Genomic DNA, 19,603 nt, shown 5'->3' with positions numbered 1-19,603 from the left:
CTGAGAGCTCCCTGCAATGTCTGAAGCCAAGCGCCTGGCCGCCGAGAAGGCCATCGAGTACGTCGAAGACGGCATGATCGTCGGTGTCGGTACCGGCTCCACTGTCGCCTATTTCATTGATGCGCTGGCCCGCATCCAGCATCGCATCAAGGGTGCGGTGTCCAGTTCCGAGCAGAGCACCGCGCGCCTGAAGCAGCACGGCATCGAGGTGATCGAACTGAACCACACCGGCACGCTGTCGCTGTACGTGGATGGCGCCGACGAGTGTGATGGCAACAAGTGCCTGATCAAGGGCGGCGGCGCTGCACTGACCCGCGAGAAAATCATCGCCGAGGCCAGCGAGCGCTTCGTGTGCATCGTCGACCCGAGCAAGCAGGTGCCGGTGCTGGGCAGGTTCCCGCTGCCGGTGGAAGTGATCCCGATGGCACGCAGCCTGGTCGCCCGGCAGATCCGCGACATGACCGGTGGCCAGCCGACCTGGCGCGAAGGCGTGGTGACCGACAACGGCAACCAGATCCTGGACATCCACAACCTGCAGATCACCGATCCGGAAAAGCTGGAGCGCGAGCTCAACCAGCTGCCGGGCGTGGTCTGCGTCGGCCTGTTCGCACGTCGCCGTGCCGATGTGGTGATCGTCGGCGGCGAACCGCCGATCGTGCTCTGACCCTTTCGAAGGACCCTGACGATGTCGTTGCTGCGCTCACTGCTGATGCTCCCGCTGCTGGCCCTGACCGGCTGCGCCACCGATGCCGCCCGCCACTGGGTGGAACTTGACGGTGCGCGCTATGACGTTGAACTGGCCACCAACGATGAAACCCGTGCGCGCGGGTTGATGTTCCGCGATCAGATGGCCGAGGACCACGGCATGCTGTTCGTGCATGACCGCGAGGAAATGCAGGCGTACTGGATGAAGAACACCAAGATCGCACTGGACATCCTGTACTTCGACAGCGAGCGCAGGCTGGTGAGCCAGCAGCGCGACGTGCCGCCGTGCTCGGCCGGCGACATGTGCCCGCCCTACCCCAGCGGCGGTCCGGCGCGCTTCGTGCTGGAGCTCAATGCCGGCCAGGCGGAGAAGCTCAAGCTGAAGGATGGTACCGAGCTGACCTTCGGCCCGGGCATCGAGAAATAAAGGTTCGGCCGGGCTGCGCCCGGCACCCGCGGTAGTGCCGGCCGCTGGCCGGCAACCCTGCAGGGGGTCGGATCCCTTTCGCACGCGAAAGGGCTCTGACCCCTGAATTTTTCACGCCGCACTGCTTGAAACCGCTCACGATTGCCGCCAGTCTGTGGACATGCAGGACCGGATCACACTCCCCGACTGGGATGCACTGGCCGCCTTCGACGACGAGGCGCTGCCGCTGCTGCCGACCGCGCTGCTGATCGCGCGCGATGAATATCCCGATCTGCAGCCGTCGACCTACGATGCGCTGGTGCAGAGCCACGTCGAGCACCTGCGCGCCGAGGTGGACAGCATCGAGCACAGCCCGCTGAAGATGGCGGCAATCAACCGGCATCTGTTCGATGAGCTGGGCTACAGCGGCGACCATCAGGAGTACTACGACCCGCGCAACAGCTACCTCAACCAGGTCTTCGAGCGCCGCCTGGGCAATCCGATCTCGCTGGCGCTGGTGCAGATGGAGGTGGCGCGACGACTGGGCATTCCGTTGGACGGCGTGTCATTTCCCGGTCATTTCCTGGTGCGCCTGCCGGTCGACGATGGCGTGCTGGTGATGGACCCGTTCAATGGTGGCCGCCCGCTGGACGTTGACGAACTGCGCGAACGCGCCAAGTCGCACCTGGGCGGACAGATGCCCGACGACCAGGTGTTGGCGCAGATCCTCGACCCTGCACCGAGCCGCGCGATCCTGATCCGCATGCTGCGCAACCTGCATGGGGTCTATGCCGAGGCCAGCGAGTGGGATCGTGCCGCGCGCAGTGCCGACCGCCTGCTCAAGCTCGCCCCCGAACAGGACGATGCCCTGCGTGATCGCGGCCTGGCCTATCTGCAGCTGGACTACCTGGCCGGCGCCCGCAACGACCTGGGCCTGTATCTGAAGCGCAACCCCGAGGCCAGCGACGCGCAATGGCTGCGCGAGAAGCTGATCGACCTCGGCGGGCCGGCACCGCGGCTGCATTGAGGTCGTCCGGTGTGCGGACCAACGGTCCGCACCCACGGGAAGGTCCGCACCTACAGACAGGTCCGATCAGTCGATCTCGACCATCTCGAAATCGTCCTTGGTCACGCCGCAATCCGGGCATGTCCAGGTCTCGGGAATGTCTTCCCAGCGCGTGCCCGGGGCGATGCCCTCTTCCGGCAGCCCGTCCGCTTCGCGGTACAGGAATCCGCAGACCACGCACATCCAGGTACGCAGGGTGGTGGGGGTGGCTTCGCTCATCGGATAATCAGGGCTGGATTCACGGGCCGCCATTGTCCCATCGCGGTCCACTCACCGGTAGCCATCGATGACTTCTGCTTCCCCGACGCCCCGCGGCGTCTACCTGATCACCCCGGATGAACCCGATACCGCCCTCCTGCTGGCGCGCACCGCGCCGCTGCTGGCCGCCGGTGCCACCTGGCTGCAGTACCGCAACAAGACCGCCAGCGATGCCCTGCGGCGGGAACAGGCCACGGCCCTGCAGGCCCTGTGCGCCGCCCATGGCGTGCCGCTGATCGTCAACGACGACCCGATGCTTGCCCAGGCCATCGGCGCGGCCGGCGTGCACCTGGGCGGCACCGACGGCGACATCTCCGCCGCCCGCAGCCTGCTCGGCCCCGACGCCATCATCGGCGCCTCCTGCTACGACCAGCTGGCCAACGCCGAGCGCGCCGTGGCTGCCGGCGCCAGCTACGTGGCCTTCGGCGCGTTCTTCCCCACCACCACCAAGGTCACCAGCAGCCGCGCGCACACCGACCTGCTGCGGCAAAGCGCCGCACTGGGCGTGCCCCGGGTGGCGATTGGCGGCCTGAGCCCGGACAATGTCGGTCCCATCATCGACGCCGGCGCCGATCTGCTGGCCGTGGTCAGCGGCATCTACGCCGCGCAGGACCCGGTCGCGACCCAGCGCGCCTACCTCGCCCGTTTCGATACGCCGCAGTAATACCCAGGAAACCCCATGAACCACGACCAGTCCCACACCCTGTTCTCCCGCGCCCAGGAATTGCTGCCTGGCGGCGTCAATTCGCCGGTGCGCGCGTTCAAGTCGGTTGGCGGCGAACCGTTCTTCGTCGAGCGCGCCGACGGCGCCTACCTGTACGACGTCGACGGCAACCGCTACATCGACTACGTGGGTTCGTGGGGCCCGATGATCGTCGGCCACAACCACACCGCCGTACGCCAGGCGGTGAAGAAGGCGATCGACAACGGCCTGTCGTTCGGTGCGCCGTGCGCAGCGGAAGTGACCATGGCCGAGACCATCACCCGCCTGGTGCCATCGTGCGAAATGGTGCGCATGGTCAACTCAGGTACCGAGGCCACCCTGTCGGCGATCCGCCTGGCGCGCGGGGCCACCGGCCGCAGCTGCATCGTCAAGTTCGAAGGGTGCTACCACGGCCACGGCGACTCGTTCCTGGTCAAGGCCGGCAGCGGCATGCTGACCCTGGGCGTGCCGACCTCGCCCGGCGTGCCGGCCGGCCTGAGCGAACTGACCCTGACCCTGCCCTACAACGACTTCGAAGCGGCCACCGCTCTGTTCGAGGCACGCGGCAGCGAGATCGCCGGCCTCATCATCGAACCGGTCGTCGGCAACGCCAACTGCATTCCGCCGCGCGAAGGCTATCTGCAGCACCTGCGTGCGCTGTGCACCCAGCACGGCACCCTGCTGATCTTCGACGAAGTGATGACCGGTTTCCGCGTTGCCCTGGGTGGTGCGCAGGCGCACTACGGCATCACTCCGGACCTGACCACCTTCGGCAAGATCATCGGTGGCGGCATGCCGGTGGGCGCCTACGGTGGTCGTCGCGAACTTATGCAGCAGATTGCCCCGGCCGGCCCGATCTACCAGGCCGGTACGCTCAGCGGCAATCCAGTAGCGATGGCCGCCGGCCTGGCCATGCTGGAGCTGATCCAGCAGCCGGGCTTCCACGACGATCTGAGCGCGCGCGCCGCACGCCTGTGCGCAGGCCTGGAAGCTGCCGCCGCCGATGCCGGCGTAGCGGTGACCACCACCCAGGTGGGCGCGATGTTCGGGCTGTTCTTCACCAGCGAAAAGGTGGAGACCTATGCCCAGGCCACGGCCTGCGACATCCCGGCATTCAACCGCTTCTTCCACGCGATGCTGGATCAGGGCGTGTTCCTGGCACCGTCGGCGTACGAGGCCGGCTTCCTGTCCAGCGCACACGATGATGCTGTGATCGAGGCGACGCTGGCAGCGGCGCGCGTGGCGTTCAAGGCGGCCAAGGGCTGAGATCGGGCCTGGTAGGTGCCGACCTTGGTCGGCACGGCCTGTCGCCATCCACGCATGGCGTGGATCTACTGGGCACTGTGCTTCATCCACGCGTGGCGTGGATCTATTGAGCTGCGTCCCTGGAGTAGAGCCACGCCATGCGTGACTGCTGCGCACTCAACCGAAGACGAACTTGCCCTTCATCATCGCGAAGTGGCCGGGGAACGAGCAGAAGAAGGTGTAATCGCCGCCCTTCTGCATGCCCTTCGTGGAAAAACGCACGCGGGTGGTCTCGCCACCACCGATCACCTTGGTGTGGGCCAGAACACGCTTGTCGGCCTTCGGCAGGTAACTGTCGGCCAGGGTCATGCGCATGCCCGCCATCGCCACCGGCTGGTAGTCGGCGCTGCGGGTCAGCACCCAGTTGTGGCCCATCGCGGTGGCGGCCAGCTTGCCGGTGTGGCGCAGGGTCAGGTCAACTTCGCTGCAATCGGCGGCCACCTTGATCTCGCGGCTGCTGAAACTCATCTGGTCGGTGCTGTCGATGCTCACCGCACATACGCGCGCCATCGCCGACGGCGCCAGCATCAACGCGCCCAGTCCCACCGCTACCATCCAAGCCTTCATCATCGCGTCTCCTGCAGGTTCAATGGCCATTCTAGGCAGCGGCCTGCCGGCCCGACTGCGACCGTGTGTCGCAGTCATGGTCCGGGGTTTGCGCGGGGATACGGCAATGGCATGCTCGACCGATGCGGATCGACCTTCTCCTGCTCGATGTTGACGGCGTGCTGGTGCACTACCAGCGCGCACAGCGCGTGCTGCATCTGGCGCAGGCGCTGGACGTGCCGACCGCGCACGTGCAGGCCGCGCTGTACGACAGCGGACTCGAAGCGGCACACGACAGCGGTGCACTGGATGCCGCGCGCTATCTGTCCCGGCTTGGCGAACTGCTCGGCACAACGGTAACGCTGCCAACCTGGATCGCCGCACGCCACGCGGCCAGCCACCCGCAACTGCCGGTATTGCAACGGCTGCAGGCACTGCAGGTGCCAATGGCGGTGCTGACCAACAACGGTGCCTTGATGACGCAGGCACTGCCGACGCTGCTGCCGCAACTGTTTCCTGCATTGCAGGGACGCGTGTTCTGCAGCGCGGACTTCGGCCTGCGCAAACCCGTGCCGGAGGTATTCCTGCGCACGCTCGCAGTCCTCGGCGTGGCACCGGGGCACACGCTGTTCGTCGATGACCTGTTCGCCAACGTGCGCGGTGCGCGCGCGGCGGGCCTGCACGCGGAAACCGTGCAGGACGGACGCGGACTGGGCAAGGTACTGAAGCGCTACGGGGTGCGGTAGCGCCGGGCATGCCCGGCGAGCGCAGCGGCAGCAACGGGGTCAGAGCCCTCTCCGCAGGAGAGGGGTCCGACCCCGGCGTCGGGAATTCAGCGCGCTGCGACGAACGCAGCAATCGCCGCGCGCAGGCGCTTGAGGCCTTCAGCCACTTCCTCGTCGGTGATGTTCAGCGACGGCACGAAGCGCAGCACGTCCGGGCCGGCCTGCAGGGTCAACAGGCCCTGTTCGGCGGCGTGGTCGAGGATCGCCCCGGCCTGGCCAGCGAAGTCCTTGCTCAGCACGGCGCCCAGCATCAGGCCGCGACCGCGCACCTCGCTGAACACCTTGAACTCGTCGTTGATGCGGGCGAAGCCATCGCGCAGCGCCTTCGACTGGCGGCTGACATTGGCCGCGATCTCGGCCGAAGCGAGCTTGCGCAGCGCCACGCGGGCAACCGCCGCGGCCAGCGGATTGCCGCCGAAGGTGGTGCCGTGGGCACCGAACTGCATGGTCTCGGCCACCTTCGGGCCGGCCAGCATCGCGCCGATCGGGAAACCACCACCCAGCGCCTTGGCCAAGGTGACCATGTCCGGCACCACGTCATCCTGCCAGTGCGCGAACAAGGTACCGGTGCGGCCCATGCCGGCCTGGATCTCGTCCAGCACCAGCAGTGCGTTGTGCTGGTCGCACAGTTCGCGCACGCGCTTGAGGAAACCGGACTTGGCCGGCATCACGCCGCCCTCGCCCTGGATCGGCTCCAGCATCACCGCCGCCACGTCGCCGGCGGCCATCGCCGTTTCCAGCTGCACCTCATCGTTGAAATCGATGTAGCGGAAGCCACCGGGCAGCGGCTCATAGCCTTCCTGGTACTTCGGCTGCGCGGTGGCGGTCACCGCACCCATGGTGCGGCCATGGAAGCTGCCGCGGAAGGTGATGATCACCCGCTTGTCGGCCGGACGGCCCTGGCTGGAGGCCCACTTGCGGACCATCTTGATCGCCACTTCGTTGGCTTCGGCGCCGGAGTTGCACAGGAACACCCGCTCGGCGAAGCGGCTGGCCTTCACCAGTTCCTCGGCCAGGTGCAGCGGCGGCGCGCTGTAGAACACGTTGCTGGTGTGCCACAGCTTGCCGGCCTGTTCGACCAGTGCGGCAACCAGATCGGGATCGTTGTGGCCCAGGCCGCACACGGCGATGCCCGCGGCCAGGTCGATGAACTCACGGCCCTGGCTGTCCCACACGCGGGCGCCCTGGCCTCGCTCCAGCACCACCTGGCGGGGCTTGTACACCGGCAGGTAGTAGTGCGACAGGGAGATCAGCGGATCGGTAGCGGCGGTCATGGCAGTCGGCAGGGTTCAGGAATGCCCATTCTCGCGCCGGAACCCGTGCGGCACAATGCACGCATGCGACCGTTTTCCGCCCCTCAGCTGAACCCCGCCACCGAGACCGGCTGGCGCCGCCAGTGGTTCGACATCATCTACCGCCACGACAGCCGGCCCTCGCGCAATTTCGACCTGATCCTGGTGGTGGCCATCATCGCCAGCGTCATCGTGGTGATGATCGACAGCGTGCAGCACCTGCATGCGCGCTGGTCGACCGGCCTGTACATCCTGGAATGGACCTTCACCGTCCTTTTCACCGCCGAGTACCTGCTGCGGCTGGCGGTGGTGCGGCGGCCGCTGCGCTACGCGCTGAGCATCTGGGGCATCATCGATGTGCTGGCGATCCTGCCCACCTACCTGTCGCTGTTCATTCCCGGCGCGCAGAGTCTGCTGGTGGTGCGTGCGCTGCGCATCCTGCGCGTGTTCCGCATCCTCAAGCTGACCCGCTACGTCGAAGAAAGCGGTGTGCTGATGGAGTCGTTGTGGCGCAGCCGGCGCAAGGTGCTGGTGTTCCTGTTCACGGTCATCACCATCACCATCATCGCCGGCGCGCTGATGTACCTGATCGAAGGCCCCAACCATGGCTTCACCAGCATCCCCAGCAGCATGTACTGGGCGGTGGTGACAATGGCCACGGTCGGCTTCGGCGACATCGTGCCGCAGACCGTGCTCGGCCGCTTCGTCACCTCGGTGCTGATCCTGATCGGTTACAGCATCATCGCCGTGCCCACCGGCATCTACACCGCCGAGCTGGCCAGCACCATGCGCGAAGCCGAACTGGCCGCGCGCCGCGATGCACGTGGCTGTCCGCACTGCGGGCTGGAAGGCCACGAGCCGGATGCGCGGCACTGCCGCAAATGTGGCGGACCGCTGCCGGATACGTTCAGCCACTGACATGATGCCGGCCAGCGGCCGGCAGTACCGAAGCCTGCGACAGTAGATCCACACCATGCGTGGATGAAGCCCGACCGGAGCCACCGCGGTGCGGACCAAGGTCCGCACCCACCGAACGGCAGTAGACCGAACGGCACTAGATCCACGCCATGCGTGGATGCTCCTGGCTCAATCCAGGAACAGATCCGGCAGCAACGGACGCGACGCATCCACCGCATATCCGGAAAGATCGGTCACGCCGGCCTCGGCCAGCACTTCATCATCGATCAGGAACCGGCCGTGGAAGCCCGCCGCCTCGCGCACCAGTACTGCGTGTGCAGCATCGGCCATGATCTGCGGCGTACGGCAGCCGCCGACGTCCACGCCGGGAATCATGTTGATCGCATCGGTAGCAATGACCGTGCGCGGCCACAACGCATTGACCGCCACGCCCTGCGGGCCGAACTCGGCAGCCAGGCCGAGGGTGACAAAGCTCATGCCCATCTTCGCCAGCGTGTAGCCGGTGTGCGCGCCCCACCACTTGGGATCGAGGCTCGGCGGCGGCGCGAGGGTCAGGATGTGCGGGTTCGGCGCCTGCAGCAGGTACGGCAGGCAGGCCTGCGCGCACAGGAAGCTGCCGCGCGAATTGACCTGCTGCATCAGGTCGAAGCGCTTCATCGGCGTGTCCAGGGTGCCGCGCAACCAGATGGCGCTGGCGTTGTTGACCAGGATGTCGATGCCACCGAACGTGTCCACGGCGGCAGCAACGGCTGCCTGCACCTGGTCTTCTTCACGGATGTCGCACTTCAGCGCCAAGCCCTGGCCACCCGCTGCGGTCACCGCCTCGGCGGCACTGTGGATGGTGCCTGGCAGCTTCGGATTGGGCACCGACGACTTGGCGGCAATGGCGACGTTGGCGCCATCGCGCGCGGCGCGCAATGCGATCGCCAGGCCGATGCCACGCGAGGCACCGGTGATGAAAAGGGTTTTGCCCTGCAGACTGCCCACGTTCCACACTCCAGCGTATGCAATGAGCCGCTAGTATGCCGCGCCGACGCGGAGTTCACCGCACGTTGACGATACTGACGCCCCGGTCACTGCACGAGGTCCATGCCATGCGCTGTTCCCGCCTGTTGTTGCCTGCCCTGGGCTTGGCCCTGCTTACTGCCTGCCAGGGCCGCTCGCCTGAACCCGGCAGCGCGCCGGCCAAGGATGACGCCGCCAGCGTCGACAAGGCGGCCGGTGATGGCAAGCTGCGCTGGAGCGAGGCCGTTGTCTGGGATGGTGACCTCAACGCCTGCCGCCAGGGCGACAGCGCGGCCACCCGCGACTGCCTGCGCGATGCGATGCGTGCCGGTGGCGCCAGTGCCGATGCGGTCACCGCCGCCGAACAGTTGTCCACTGGTGGCGAACTGGCCTACGTAACCGCCTGGCATGAACATGACGGCCTGGGCGTGGCCACCGTCGAATACCCGTTCCGCGCCAACACCAATGAAGGCACGCGCCTGGTCGATGCTGGAGGCAAGCGCATCGACGTGGATGCGGTGCAGCTGGACGACACGCTGCGCGCCGATCCCGGCGTGCAGGAGGTGCTGAAGGCGAACCCGCAGGCCACCCCGTTCGCGCCGGCGCAGGCCGCGGGTACCGCAGCGCTGGACGGGGGTGGCATCCGCCTGCTGTATCGCACGCCGCTGCGTGACTGCCATGCGTGCCCCGATGTCGGCCAGCTGCAGATCGGCTATGACTTCGACGGCAAGCGCAACTTCATCGGCCAGCAGGTGGTGCCGGTGACGCCGTAGCAGTTCACCGCGCCATGCTGCGAAGTGCATCCACGCATGGCGTGGCTCTACTGATACCCGCGCACCTGCTTGCTCAGCAGGTGCGGCGCGATCCATCGATGCACCGGCGCGACCGGCAGCATGTACAGGCGGCCGAAGACGTTGTGGGTGTGCACGATGGTCGCCACTTCCAACGCGTCGCCGTGCCACTGCAGCGCCAGCTGCACGCGCAGGTGGCGGTCATTGTCTTCCAGCACGATGGCATCTTCGCTCAGCGCCTGCAGGGTGAAGATGCCGAGACGTTGCCCGGGCCGTGGATCGACTGTCTGCTGCACCGCGCGCAGCGAGCCTAGATCCTTCATGCGCAGCAGCCGCATGCCATGGTTGCGCAGGCCCATCAGCCCGTCGAACCAGCCCGGCACCGCTGCTGCCATATCCCGATAGGTCTGCAGCGCCGAACGGCCGTTGCGCGGCGCAGCCATCTGGCAAGCATGGACGAAATCGGCACCCGGCAGTTGCGAACGCAGCACGCTGCTTTCGCTCAGCAGCGCACTCATGGCTTGGGGCCCTGCCCTTCGTTGTCTTCCCAATGCAGGATGCGGCGGGTAACGAAGCGGTAGACCGGCTTGCCGGTGGCGAACCAGAGATCGCGCACCCACGACGTGCGCTTGAGCACGCGCTTCTCCACCGGCGTAAGCGACTCCCGGCAGTACATGCGTTTGTGTTTGAGCAGGTGGCGCAGGTCTTCGCGCGCCAGCAAGCGCATCCAGCGCGAGCGCGGGTCGCCGATCACCGCCAGCTGGAAGTCGATCAGCGCCGGGCGACCGTCCTCGGTCACCAGCCAGTTGGCTTCCTTGGCCAGGTCGTTGTGGGACACACCGCGCCGATGCAGCTGTTGCAGCAGGCGACGCGCGGCGCGGAACCAGGCCACGTCGCCGCGCGGCGGGCGCTGGTACATCGCATCGCCGGCCATGAAGCTGCGGTCGAGGTGACGGCCATTCCAGTCCAGCAGTTGCGGCACGTCGGCCATGCCGTGGATGTGCTTCAGCGCGCGCGCTTCGCGCCGCGCCAACCACCACGCTGGCAACCGCAGCCACAGCGGCGTGGCCCCCAGATCACGGCGCACGAAGGGGCCTTCCGGGCCCTGCACGAGGAGGATCCGGCCAAAGCTGTCGGCCTTCAGTGCATGCGTTGGCGCGTCGTTGGATACAGGCATGGCGACATTCTAGGCGATGGCGATGGTTGCAAACGGTCACCAAGCGGCTGGGAACCAGTCACCTTCACGCCCCTATAATCGGGAAATGGACTCTTCATGGATCGACGCCACCCTCGCGTGGATTGCCGCTCATCCCGTGTTGGCGGGTGCGGTCATCTTTCTGATCGCCTTCTGCGATGCGGTCATCATTCTTGGCGCCATCGTGCCGGCGCTGCCGTTGCTGTTCGCCGTCGGCGTGTTCATCGGCCTGGGCCAGATCTCCGGGCCGTATGCGGTTGCGGCCGCAGCGCTGGGTGCGTTCGCCGGTGATGGCATCAGCTACTGGATAGGCCGGCGCTGGGGCGACCGCCTGCGTGGCGTCTGGCCGTTCAGCCGCTACCCGCAGCTGCTCGACCGGGGCGAGAACCTGTTCCGCCGCAATGCGTTCAAGAGCATCCTGATCGCCCGCTACGTCGGTGCCATCCGGCCATTCGTGCCCGCCATTGCCGGCATGATGAAGATGCCCGCCAGCCGTTATGTGCAGGCCAGCGGCATCGCCAGTATTTCCTGGGCTGTGCTGTTCCTGGCCCCGGGCTGGATCCTTGGCGAAGCCTATGACACCGTCGCCGCAGTTGCCGGCCGGCTAGTTGTGGTGGCGGGCCTGCTGGCGGTGATCCTCAGCCTGGTCTGGGCCATCGTGCTGTACGGCTATCGCTGGTCGGCCGCGCGCATGGACAACTGGCTGGCCCGCCTGCTCGACTGGTCCAACCGGCACCCGACGCTCGGTCGCTACACTGTCGGCGTGCTCGACCCGAAGCGCCGCGAGTCGGTACCGCTGGCGATGCTGGCGCTGATGCTGCTGCTGTTGGGCTGGGGCTGGTTCGCCCTGTTGACCGTGGTGGTCGCCCATGGCGAACCCCTGGCGGTGGATCTGCTGGTGCACCAGGCAATGCTGGCTCTGCGCAATCCGCTGGCCGACTACCCGATGGCCGCGTTGGCGTCGTTGGGCGCATGGCAGGTGCTGCTGCCGGCAACCGCTGCAGCGATGGGCTACCTGGTCTGGCGCCGGCGCTGGATGGCGGCTGCACATTGGCTGGCCGCATTGGCCTTCGGCCTGGCCCTGACCAAACTGCTCGGCGCCACCGTCGATGTGGTGCGCCCGATCGATGCCAGCAGCGGCTTCGGCTTCCCGTCGGTGTCGGTGACCATGGCCACCATCACCTTCGGCTTCTTCGCAGTGCTGATCGCCCGCGAAATGCCCGGTCGCACCCGCGTCTGGCCGTACCTGGTGTCGGGCATCGTGGTCAGCCTGATCGGTTTCTCGCGCTTGTATCTGGGCGCGCACTGGCTGAGCGACGTCATCGGCGGCATGTTGTTCGGCACCTTCTGGCTGCTGGTGCTGGGCATCGCCTACCGCCGCCGCTTCAACCGCTCGTTCTGGGTCAAACCGGTGGCATGGCTGTTCTACGGCGTCTTCGCGGTGGCGGCGATGTGGTACGCACCGCGCAACATCGCCATCAAGCTGGAGCGCTTCGAGCCGACCCTGCCGGCGCCGCTGGCAATGGGCGCGCAGGCCTGGTGGCAACAGGACTGGGCGAAGCTGCCGGCACGCCGCAACGAATTCGACGATGACCAGCGCTGGCCGCTGGATGTGCAGGTGGCTGGCCCGTTGGCGCCGCTGCAGGCGCAGCTGGAAGCGCGCGGCTGGCAGGTGCAGGCGCAGGCCGGCTGGCAGGAAGCGCTGCTGATGCTGGACAAGAACACCGGCGCCGATGAACTGCCGGTGCTGCCGGCGACGCTGGATACACGCGTGGAAGCGCTGCTGATGGTGCGCCAGGGCGCGCAGGCCGATGAGCGCTACGTGCTGCGCCTGTGGCAGGCACCAGCGCAGCTGCAGCCGGGCGACACGCCGTTGTGGCTGGGCAGCGCACAGACCCTGCGCTACGAGCGTCACTTCCAGTGGATCGGCATGTGGCACCCGGTGCGTGGGATCGATCCGGCGTTGAACGCCGTGAAGGAAGCGGTGCAGGCGCTGCCTCAGCAGGAAGCGGTGCACCCGGAGACCGGCCTGCCAGTGCTGCGCTTGAAGACCACCGCGCCCTGATGGATCCGCCGGGCATGGCCCGGCGCTACCGCCCCGCTCTAGTAGTCGCCAACCTTGGTTGGCGCTTCGGGCAAAGGCTGTCAACCAAGGTTGGCATCTACCGGTTCTGCCTTGCCATGCCCTGCGAGCGCTGCGGCCGCTTTTTTATGGCATCCAACCCAACAGCTGCTGCAAGCGCTGGTGCGGATCGTCCAGCTGCAGCAGCTGCAGGCGCTGCTGTTCGCTCAGCGGCAGCAGCTCGGCCAGCCGCCAGCTGACCCAGCTGGCCTGATCCATCAATGCCGGCGTGGCCGGTGCGAACGCCGTGCCCGCCTGCTCGATGATGTGGTCCAGTACCGTCGCCAGCAGCGCATGCTGCGGACGCAGTTCGTCATCGGGATCCTCATCGCACCAACGCACATCGGCAACCACCAGCCCGTTGTCGCGCACGCGCGTGCGCTCGACATGGAAACGGCGGGTACCGCGCAGTCGCAGCTGCAGCACGCCATCGGCACCGACATCAAAATCCTCGATCTTCACCTGCACGCCGAAGGCGGCCGGCGTTGCCGGTGCCCCCACTTCGTTCCCTTCCAGGATCAGGCAGACGCCGAAACCTTCGCCGCTGCGGCCGGTTTCGCGGACCAGATCCAGGTAGCGTGGCTCGAACACGCGCAGGCCGATGGCCGCGCCCGGAAGCAGCGTCGTATGAAGCGGGAACAGCGGCAGCGAACCCTCGCCGCTCATCGTGCCTGCAGTCCTGCAAGGAAGCGACGCGGTGCGCCGTCGAAGCCACCGTTGGACATGAACACCACATGGTCGCCACTGCGCACGTCGGACTGCAGCTGCGCCAACAACGCATCGGTATCGGCCACCGCATGTGCCTGCCCGCTCACCGCCGCGATCACCGACGCCGCATCCCAGGCCAGCTCCGGGCGGTGCAGGAACACCACCTCATCGGCCAGCGCCAATGACGGCGCCAGCGCCTGGGCGTGGGCGCCCAGCCGCATCGAATTGCTGCGCGGTTCCATCGCCACCACGATGCGCGCATCACCGACCCTGGCACGCAGGCCTTCGAGGGTGGTCGCAATCGCGGTCGGGTGATGGGCGAAATCGTCGTAGACGGTGATGCCATCGTGGTTGCCGATCACTTCCATGCGGCGCTTGACGCTGCGGAAGCGCGCCAGCGCCGGGATCACCTCGGCCGGCGCGACGCCCACGGCGTGCGCTGCGGCCAGTGCAGCCAGGCCATTGAGCACGTTGTGCCGGCCCAGCAGCGACCAGTGCACATCGCCCAGCGCCTGCCCGCGATGATGGATGCGGAACGAGCTGCCATCGGCGGCCAGCAGCTCGGCATGCCATTCCAGCGCGGGGTCGAAGCCGAAGCGTTCGACCGGGGTCCAGCAGCCCATCGCCAGCACTTCGGCCAGGTGCGCGTCTTCGCCGTTGACGATCAGGCGGCCGCGCGCCGGCACGGTACGCACCAGGTGGTGGAACTGGCGCTGGATCGCCGCCACGTCGGGAAAGATGTCGGCGTGGTCGTATTCGAGGTTGTTGAGGATCGCCACCAGCGGCCGGTAGTGCACGAACTTGCTGCGCTTGTCGAAGAACGCGGTGTCGTACTCGTCGGCTTCGACGACGAACTCGCGGCCCTGGCCCAAGCGGGCGGACACGCCGAAGTCCTCGGCCACGCCGCCGATCAGGAAGCCCGGAGAGCGGCCGGCATTCTCCAGCAGCCAGGTCAGGATGGTGGTGGTGGTGGTCTTGCCATGGGTGCCGGCCACGGCCAGGGTGTCGCGGCCCGGCAGGACCTGTTCGGACAGCCACTGGGCGCCGGAAATGTAGCGCTGGCCGGCATCGAGGACGGCTTCCACCGCCGGGTTGCCGCGCGACAGCGCGTTGCCGATCACCACCTGCCCGGTGCCCTCCGGCACGCTGTCGGCGCGGTAGCCCTGGTCCAGGGTGATGCCCAGCTGCTCGAGCTGGGTCGACATCGGTGGATAGATGGCCTGGTCGCTGCCGCTGACCGTATGGCCCAGTTCCCGCGCCAGGGCGGCCACGCCACCCATGAAGGTGCCGGCGATTGCAAGGATATGTACGCTGCTCATGACCGTGGATTGTGACCGATCACGGCTGTATAGGGCCATTGCCGGCAACAGGGTAAGAGAACCCCTACAGCCACTGTGAGAAAACTCCAACCGCATGTCAGGGAATTCCCGATAGCGATGTTCTGTGAACCCGGACACAATTCAGGATGCCAGCCGCAGTACCCGAACCGGTCCTACTCCCCAAGAGGCCATCCCCAAGGGAGCTCATGCTGTGGGGGCCCTGAGCAAGCCCTTTGCTGGCACCTATGAAACAAAACAGGCCTGATCCTCGCGGATCAGGCCTGTTTTTTTACGCCTGCCGTGGCTGGTATCGACCAGCCAAGCGGGTCAGCGCTTGATCGCCGCCAGGATGCGGGCTTCGATCTCGTCAAGTTCGCCGACGCCATCGACGCGGGCCAGAGTGCCCCGACCGGCGTAGAAGTCGACGACCGGAGCGGTCTGCTCGGTGTAGACCTGCAGGCGCTTGCGCACCGATTCCGGATTGTCGTCGGCGCGGCCCTGCTCCTGCGCACGGCCCGCGATACGCTCGACCAGCAGTTCGGTGGCCACGTCCAGCTGCACCACGGCGTCCAGCGGCTGGCCGATCTCGGCCAGCATGCCGTCCAGCGCGTTGGCCTGGGCCACATTGCGCGGATAGCCGTCAAGGATGAAGCCCTTGGCGACATCGGCCTGGGCAAGGCGCGACTTCAGCATGCCCAGCAGGATCTCATCGGACACCAGGTTGCCGGCATCCATCACCGACTTGGCCTGCTTGCCCAGCTCGGAGCCGGCGGCGATTTCCGCGCGCAGCATGTCGCCAGTGGAAATGTGGGCGATCTCGAGCTTTTCCTTCAGGCGCGTCGCCTGTGTCCCCTTGCCCGAACCGGGCGGTCCCAACAGAACCAATCGCATTGACCTGACTCCAACGTGTTGAAAATAAAGAAGGTTCGCGTCCCGGACGGTCCGGTATCGCTGCACCGCAATAGCGCCACTTTAGCGCATACGGGTAATGTCCCTGCAATGTCCCCTCCCCCGAACAGGTAAAAGCATGCGCAATGGCACCCTCCTTTACGCCCAGTCCGGCGGCGTCACCGCCGTCATCAACGCCACTGCCGCGGCGGTGATCGAACAGGCCCGCGCCAAGGGAATCAAGGTCCTGGCCGCGCGCAACGGCATCCTCGGCGCCCTGCGCGAGGAGTTGATCGACACCAGCAAGGAGAGTGCTGCGGCCATCCGCGCCCTGGCCCACACCCCCGGCGGCGCGTTCGGCTCGTGCCGGGTCAAGCTGAAATCACTGGAGGCAGACCGTGCCCGTTACGACCGCCTGCTGGACGTCCTGCGCGCCCACGACGTGCGCTGGTTCCTCTACAACGGCGGCAACGACTCCGCAGATACCGCCCTGAAGGTGTCGCAGCTGGCAAAAAGCTCCGGCTACGACCTGACCTGCATCGGCGTGCCCAAGACCATCGACAACGACCTGGCGGTGACCGACACCTGCCCCGGCTTCGGCTCGGCCGCCAAGTACACGGCCGTGTCCGTGCGCGAAGCGGCGTTGGACGTGGCCGCGATGGCCGAGACCTCCACCCGCGTCTTCATCTATGAAGCGATGGGCCGCCACGCCGGCTGGCTGGCCGCGGCCGCCGGCCTGGCCGGCACCGGCGAGGACGACGCTCCGCACATCATCCTGCTGCCCGAGCGCGCCTATGACGAGGCCGCGTTCCTGGCCAAGGTCAAGGCCGTGGTCGCTCGCGTGGGCTACTGCGTGGTGGTGGCGTCGGAAGGCATCGCCACCGCCGATGGCCGCTTCGTCGCCGACGCTGGCGGCGGCAAGGACTCCTTCGGCCACTCGCAGCTGGGTGGCGTGGCCGCGCATCTGGCCGGGCGGGTCAAGGACCAGCTGGGGCTGAAGGTGCACTGGGCCCTGCCCGACTATCTGCAGCGATCGGCGCGCCACCTGGCCAGCAAGACCGACTGGGAACAGGCCCAGGCCGTGGGCAAGGCCGCCGTGCAGCTGGCGCTGAAGGGCCAGAACGGGGTGATGCCGGTGATCGTGCGCAGCAGTGATGCGCCCTATCGTTGGAAGATCGAGGCAGCGCCGCTGTCGAAGATCGCCAACCATGAAAAGAAGATGCCGGCCAGCTTCATCCGTCGCGATGGATTCGGCATCACTGCCAAGGCGCGCGCCTACCTGCAGCCGTTGATCAAGGGTGAAGCACCGTTGCCCTACGGTAGCGATGGCCTGCCGAAGTACGTGACGCTGAAGAACGTAGCGGTGAAGCAGAAGCTGCCGGCATTCGAAGGCTGAAGTCCTCCTGCGCCCTGTGCGGAGCGCAGGGCGCATTGCGGCGACCGCCGAAGCGCTCCACAATCGGGCTCCGGCCCGGGGCAAAGGGGCCGTCGCAAACCAGATTCGACGCTGCCCGGCCGCACGGCCCGGGCCCGTGCTGCCATTTCACAAGGACTGTAACCAATGAAGCACCCGATCCTGATCGCTGCCCTGCTGTGCGGCGCTGCTGCGCCGGCCTTCGCTGCGACCTGCGAAAGCAACTTCCAGAAGAAGGGCAATCCCTTCGTCGGCACCACCTTCACCTCGTCGGTCACCCACCCGGACCTGACCGTGGCCAGCGCCATCGGCCAGATGCGGGTGATCGCCAAGAACGCCAACATGGATGTCCTCAGCGAGGATGCGGAAGGCGGCTCCATGCTGATCGAAGAGCCGGAAACCATGGCCCACAAGCCGATTCCGATGATCATCAGCGCCACCTCCGAAGGTGGCCAGGGCACCGTCGGCATGGTGGTGAAGGTCAACAAGGGTGCCATTGCTTCGGCCGACGGCGTGCGCGATGAAATGTGCAAGCTGCTCAACCAGATCAAGCCGGGCAAGGCCGGCGAACAGGCAGCCAGGACCGCCCCGCAGGCGTCGGTGGTGACCGTCGCGGCTGAGCGCTTCGGCTTCCAGCTGCGCAACCAGAACAAGGACAACCCGGCTGCGGTCGAGCCGCGCTACAAGGGCAAGACCTACGCCATCACCGGCCGCATCACTACCGTGCTGCGCAGCGGGGGGACCTACAACACCAGCTTCGACCTGCCCAGCGATGGCAGCATCGACTTTGAGCGCGTGGCCATTTCCTGTTCGTTCGCCGCCAACCAGGCTGCGTATGCGCTGGCCCTGCGCCCGCGCGAGAAGGTGACCTTGACCGGCGTGGTCGACAGCTATGACCAGATCGGCCGTGTGCTGTGGCTGAAGGACTGCCGCGGCAACTGACCGCTGCCTGCATGAGCAAAGGCCCGGGTGCACAAGCGCCCGGGCCTTTTCATTTCCACGCGGGTTCACGTCTGTAGCACGCGCATCGCAGGATGCTGGATGGCACCGCCTGGAGATCATCATGGCCCTGCATGTGGTTCGTCTCGGCAGTCCGCGCCCGCCCGGCGAGGGACTGCGCATCGGCACCGTGCGCCGTCCGCCGCGTGGTGTGCCGCGCAGCGAGTTCGCGGCTCAGGACTGGTACGACGTGTGGTTCCCGACACTGTCACCCAGCGCCGAGCTGGTGAAGCAGGCGCATGAGGCGAAGACCGCTGCCGATTGGAATGCGTTCTTCCGCCACTACAAGGCCGAGATGAAGGCGCCTGATGCGGCGCATGCGCTGGATCTGCTGGCCGCACTATCGCAGCATAGCGACATCACGGTGGGCTGCTATTGCGAGGACGAGGCGCGCTGCCACCGGTCGGCACTGCGCGAACTGCTGGTGACGCGTGGAGCGAAATTGGCGGCGTGATCAATCGGTTGCCGGCCAGCGGCCGGCACCACCCGGGTCTCCGTTCCAGTAGATGCTCGGCCTCAGTTGCAGGCCTTGCCTTCCATCTGCAGCTGCGCGGCGAACATCGTCACCTGCGGGATCTTGCCGGCGGCGGCCTGCTTCTTGGCTTCTTCCAGATAGATGCGCGACTGCCCCTGCCCATCCAGCGCCTGCGCGTTGTTCACCGGCAGACGCCACACGCGCACCACCGCCTGTTGCGCCGGGCAGGCCGCATTCGGAACACGGATCACATCATTGAGTTTCCAGCCCTTGTCGGCGCTCGGTTGTGCCTTGGCGTAGTCGACAAAGCGGGCGCGCGGCTGGCACTGCTCGCTGGTGCGCACCGCCGAGAAACGATAGGGCTCGGCGGCCTGACCGGTGAACGCGCCTTCCAGGCGGGCACAGGCCTCGGGAATCTGCCGCAGCGTATGCACCGCGCCAACCGCCTGCGGTGCACCAACAGCGCGCTGCAGTTCGGGTGCTTCCGCCGCGAAGGCAGGCAGGGCCGGGGCCAGGACGGCAAGCATCAACAGGGACAGGCGCATGGGAATTCTCCGACAGGACTGCGCGCAGGCTTGCAGAGGTTGGCTTAACGGGGTGCAAAGGCGCATCCATCGAGCAGCCGCTGCGCTCGCCGGACGCGGCCCGGCGCTACCATCCGGGCGCGGGTGCACGCATACTGCGGACACCAGGGAATGCTGAA

General features: G+C 66.9%; 22 protein-coding genes. 12 read left to right on the top strand and 10 right to left on the bottom strand.

The window, feature by feature from the left end; translation table 11 throughout:
- Nucleotides 1-16: 16 nt before the first annotated feature.
- The 3 genes from rpiA (at nt 17) to ACQ5SA_RS19475 (ending at nt 2,138) form a co-directional block, all read left to right on the top strand.
- Nucleotides 17-664: a ribose-5-phosphate isomerase RpiA gene (gene rpiA / locus ACQ5SA_RS19485; RefSeq protein WP_089236679.1), complete on the top strand. Its 648-nt coding sequence runs from the start codon at nt 17-19 to the stop codon at nt 662-664.
- 21 nt (nt 665-685) lie between these two features.
- Nucleotides 686-1,132 carry a DUF192 domain-containing protein gene (locus ACQ5SA_RS19480; protein ID WP_363731815.1) on the top strand — a complete coding sequence of 149 codons (447 nt, stop codon included), beginning with the start codon at nt 686-688 and terminating at the stop codon, nt 1,130-1,132.
- A gap of 160 nt (nt 1,133-1,292) precedes the next feature.
- Complete coding sequence (locus ACQ5SA_RS19475) at nt 1,293-2,138, top strand: SirB1 family protein (protein WP_230112411.1); 846 nt, start codon at nt 1,293-1,295, stop codon at nt 2,136-2,138.
- 66 nt (nt 2,139-2,204) lie between these two features.
- Here ACQ5SA_RS19475 and ACQ5SA_RS19470 read toward each other — a convergent pair whose 3' ends face one another.
- A complete protein-coding gene (locus ACQ5SA_RS19470; RefSeq protein WP_025874193.1) occupies nt 2,205-2,429 on the bottom strand; it encodes a rubredoxin in 225 nt (74 codons plus the stop codon).
- A gap of 34 nt (nt 2,430-2,463) precedes the next feature.
- Between ACQ5SA_RS19470 and thiE the strand changes: the two genes are divergently transcribed.
- Both thiE and hemL read left to right on the top strand, forming a co-directional pair.
- The gene (gene thiE, locus ACQ5SA_RS19465; RefSeq protein WP_499315629.1) at nt 2,464-3,099 is read left to right on the top strand and encodes a thiamine phosphate synthase; all 636 of its coding nucleotides are present in this window, start codon (nt 2,464-2,466) and stop codon (nt 3,097-3,099) included.
- 15 nt (nt 3,100-3,114) lie between these two features.
- Nucleotides 3,115-4,404, top strand: coding sequence for a glutamate-1-semialdehyde 2,1-aminomutase (gene hemL / locus ACQ5SA_RS19460; protein ID WP_499315627.1), 1,290 nt, complete (start codon nt 3,115-3,117; stop codon nt 4,402-4,404).
- 156 nt (nt 4,405-4,560) lie between these two features.
- On the opposite strand, the gene azu is transcribed toward hemL, so the two are convergent.
- Nucleotides 4,561-5,010 carry an azurin gene (azu, locus tag ACQ5SA_RS19455; RefSeq protein WP_499315626.1) on the bottom strand — a complete coding sequence of 150 codons (450 nt, stop codon included), beginning with the start codon at nt 5,008-5,010 and terminating at the stop codon, nt 4,561-4,563.
- A gap of 122 nt (nt 5,011-5,132) precedes the next feature.
- Between azu and ACQ5SA_RS19450 the strand changes: the two genes are divergently transcribed.
- Nucleotides 5,133-5,735 (top strand): HAD-IA family hydrolase, encoded by a 603-nt coding sequence (locus ACQ5SA_RS19450; RefSeq protein ID WP_499315624.1) that lies wholly within the window; start codon nt 5,133-5,135, stop codon nt 5,733-5,735.
- An 86-nt stretch (nt 5,736-5,821) separates the two neighbouring features.
- Here the strand turns inward: ACQ5SA_RS19450 and ACQ5SA_RS19445 are convergent, their stop codons facing one another.
- Nucleotides 5,822-7,048 (bottom strand): acetylornithine transaminase, encoded by a 1,227-nt coding sequence (locus tag ACQ5SA_RS19445; RefSeq protein ID WP_089236686.1) that lies wholly within the window; start codon nt 7,046-7,048, stop codon nt 5,822-5,824.
- Nucleotides 7,049-7,111: 63 nt separating this feature from the next.
- Here ACQ5SA_RS19445 and ACQ5SA_RS19440 point away from each other — a divergent pair, with 63 nt between their 5' ends.
- A complete protein-coding gene (locus tag ACQ5SA_RS19440; protein ID WP_100554199.1) occupies nt 7,112-7,984 on the top strand; it encodes an ion transporter in 873 nt (290 codons plus the stop codon).
- Nucleotides 7,985-8,152: 168 nt separating this feature from the next.
- Here ACQ5SA_RS19440 and ACQ5SA_RS19435 read toward each other — a convergent pair whose 3' ends face one another.
- A complete protein-coding gene (locus ACQ5SA_RS19435; protein WP_165378006.1) occupies nt 8,153-8,971 on the bottom strand; it encodes an SDR family oxidoreductase in 819 nt (272 codons plus the stop codon).
- A 107-nt stretch (nt 8,972-9,078) separates the two neighbouring features.
- Here ACQ5SA_RS19435 and ACQ5SA_RS19430 point away from each other — a divergent pair, with 107 nt between their 5' ends.
- Nucleotides 9,079-9,762 (top strand): hypothetical protein, encoded by a 684-nt coding sequence (locus ACQ5SA_RS19430; protein WP_100553468.1) that lies wholly within the window; start codon nt 9,079-9,081, stop codon nt 9,760-9,762.
- A gap of 47 nt (nt 9,763-9,809) precedes the next feature.
- On the opposite strand, the gene ACQ5SA_RS19425 is transcribed toward ACQ5SA_RS19430, so the two are convergent.
- Nucleotides 9,810-10,298 (bottom strand): DUF2867 domain-containing protein, encoded by a 489-nt coding sequence (locus ACQ5SA_RS19425; RefSeq protein WP_499315622.1) that lies wholly within the window; start codon nt 10,296-10,298, stop codon nt 9,810-9,812.
- Nucleotides 10,295-10,957 carry a serine/threonine-protein kinase gene (locus ACQ5SA_RS19420; protein ID WP_353099333.1) on the bottom strand — a complete coding sequence of 221 codons (663 nt, stop codon included), beginning with the start codon at nt 10,955-10,957 and terminating at the stop codon, nt 10,295-10,297. The genes ACQ5SA_RS19425 and ACQ5SA_RS19420 overlap by 4 nt, the downstream gene beginning before the upstream one ends.
- A gap of 85 nt (nt 10,958-11,042) precedes the next feature.
- Here ACQ5SA_RS19420 and ACQ5SA_RS19415 point away from each other — a divergent pair, with 85 nt between their 5' ends.
- Complete coding sequence (locus ACQ5SA_RS19415; protein ID WP_499315621.1) at nt 11,043-13,040, top strand: bifunctional DedA family/phosphatase PAP2 family protein; 1,998 nt, start codon at nt 11,043-11,045, stop codon at nt 13,038-13,040.
- Nucleotides 13,041-13,184: 144 nt separating this feature from the next.
- Here the strand turns inward: ACQ5SA_RS19415 and ACQ5SA_RS19410 are convergent, their stop codons facing one another.
- The 3 genes from ACQ5SA_RS19410 to ACQ5SA_RS19400 all read right to left on the bottom strand — a co-directional run bounded on the left by ACQ5SA_RS19410 (nt 13,185) and on the right by ACQ5SA_RS19400 (nt 16,015).
- A complete protein-coding gene (locus ACQ5SA_RS19410) occupies nt 13,185-13,763 on the bottom strand; it encodes an LON peptidase substrate-binding domain-containing protein (protein WP_363731793.1) in 579 nt (192 codons plus the stop codon).
- On the bottom strand, nt 13,760-15,124 hold the full coding sequence (gene mpl, locus ACQ5SA_RS19405; RefSeq protein WP_499315620.1) for a UDP-N-acetylmuramate:L-alanyl-gamma-D-glutamyl-meso-diaminopimelate ligase: 1,365 nt from the start codon (nt 15,122-15,124) through the stop codon (nt 13,760-13,762). Before mpl ends, ACQ5SA_RS19410 begins: the two co-directional genes overlap by 4 nt.
- Nucleotides 15,125-15,451: 327 nt before the next feature.
- The gene (locus ACQ5SA_RS19400) at nt 15,452-16,015 is read right to left on the bottom strand and encodes an adenylate kinase (RefSeq protein WP_025874177.1); all 564 of its coding nucleotides are present in this window, start codon (nt 16,013-16,015) and stop codon (nt 15,452-15,454) included.
- A 136-nt stretch (nt 16,016-16,151) separates the two neighbouring features.
- On the opposite strand from ACQ5SA_RS19400, the gene ACQ5SA_RS19395 reads away from it, so the two are divergent.
- The 3 genes from ACQ5SA_RS19395 (at nt 16,152) to ACQ5SA_RS19385 (ending at nt 18,879) form a co-directional block, all read left to right on the top strand.
- Entirely contained in the window at nt 16,152-17,408 is a 1,257-nt protein-coding gene (locus ACQ5SA_RS19395) for a 6-phosphofructokinase (RefSeq protein ID WP_499315619.1), read from the top strand.
- 165 nt (nt 17,409-17,573) lie between these two features.
- Nucleotides 17,574-18,368, top strand: a complete 795-nt coding sequence (locus ACQ5SA_RS19390) for a hypothetical protein (protein WP_230112397.1) — start codon at nt 17,574-17,576, stop codon at nt 18,366-18,368.
- 121 nt (nt 18,369-18,489) lie between these two features.
- Entirely contained in the window at nt 18,490-18,879 is a 390-nt protein-coding gene (locus ACQ5SA_RS19385; RefSeq protein ID WP_499315617.1) for a DUF488 domain-containing protein, read from the top strand.
- 62 nt (nt 18,880-18,941) lie between these two features.
- Here the strand turns inward: ACQ5SA_RS19385 and ACQ5SA_RS19380 are convergent, their stop codons facing one another.
- Nucleotides 18,942-19,445: a hypothetical protein gene (locus ACQ5SA_RS19380; protein WP_099821616.1), complete on the bottom strand. Its 504-nt coding sequence runs from the start codon at nt 19,443-19,445 to the stop codon at nt 18,942-18,944.
- Nucleotides 19,446-19,603: the final 158 nt, after the last annotated feature.

The sequence above is a fragment of the Stenotrophomonas indicatrix genome (genome assembly GCF_050573115.1).
Taxonomy (GTDB): Bacteria; Pseudomonadota; Gammaproteobacteria; order Xanthomonadales; family Xanthomonadaceae; genus Stenotrophomonas; species Stenotrophomonas lactitubi_A.
The sequence above is the reverse complement of the archived record's forward strand: the minus strand, read 5'-3'. Positions and strand labels throughout refer to the sequence as shown.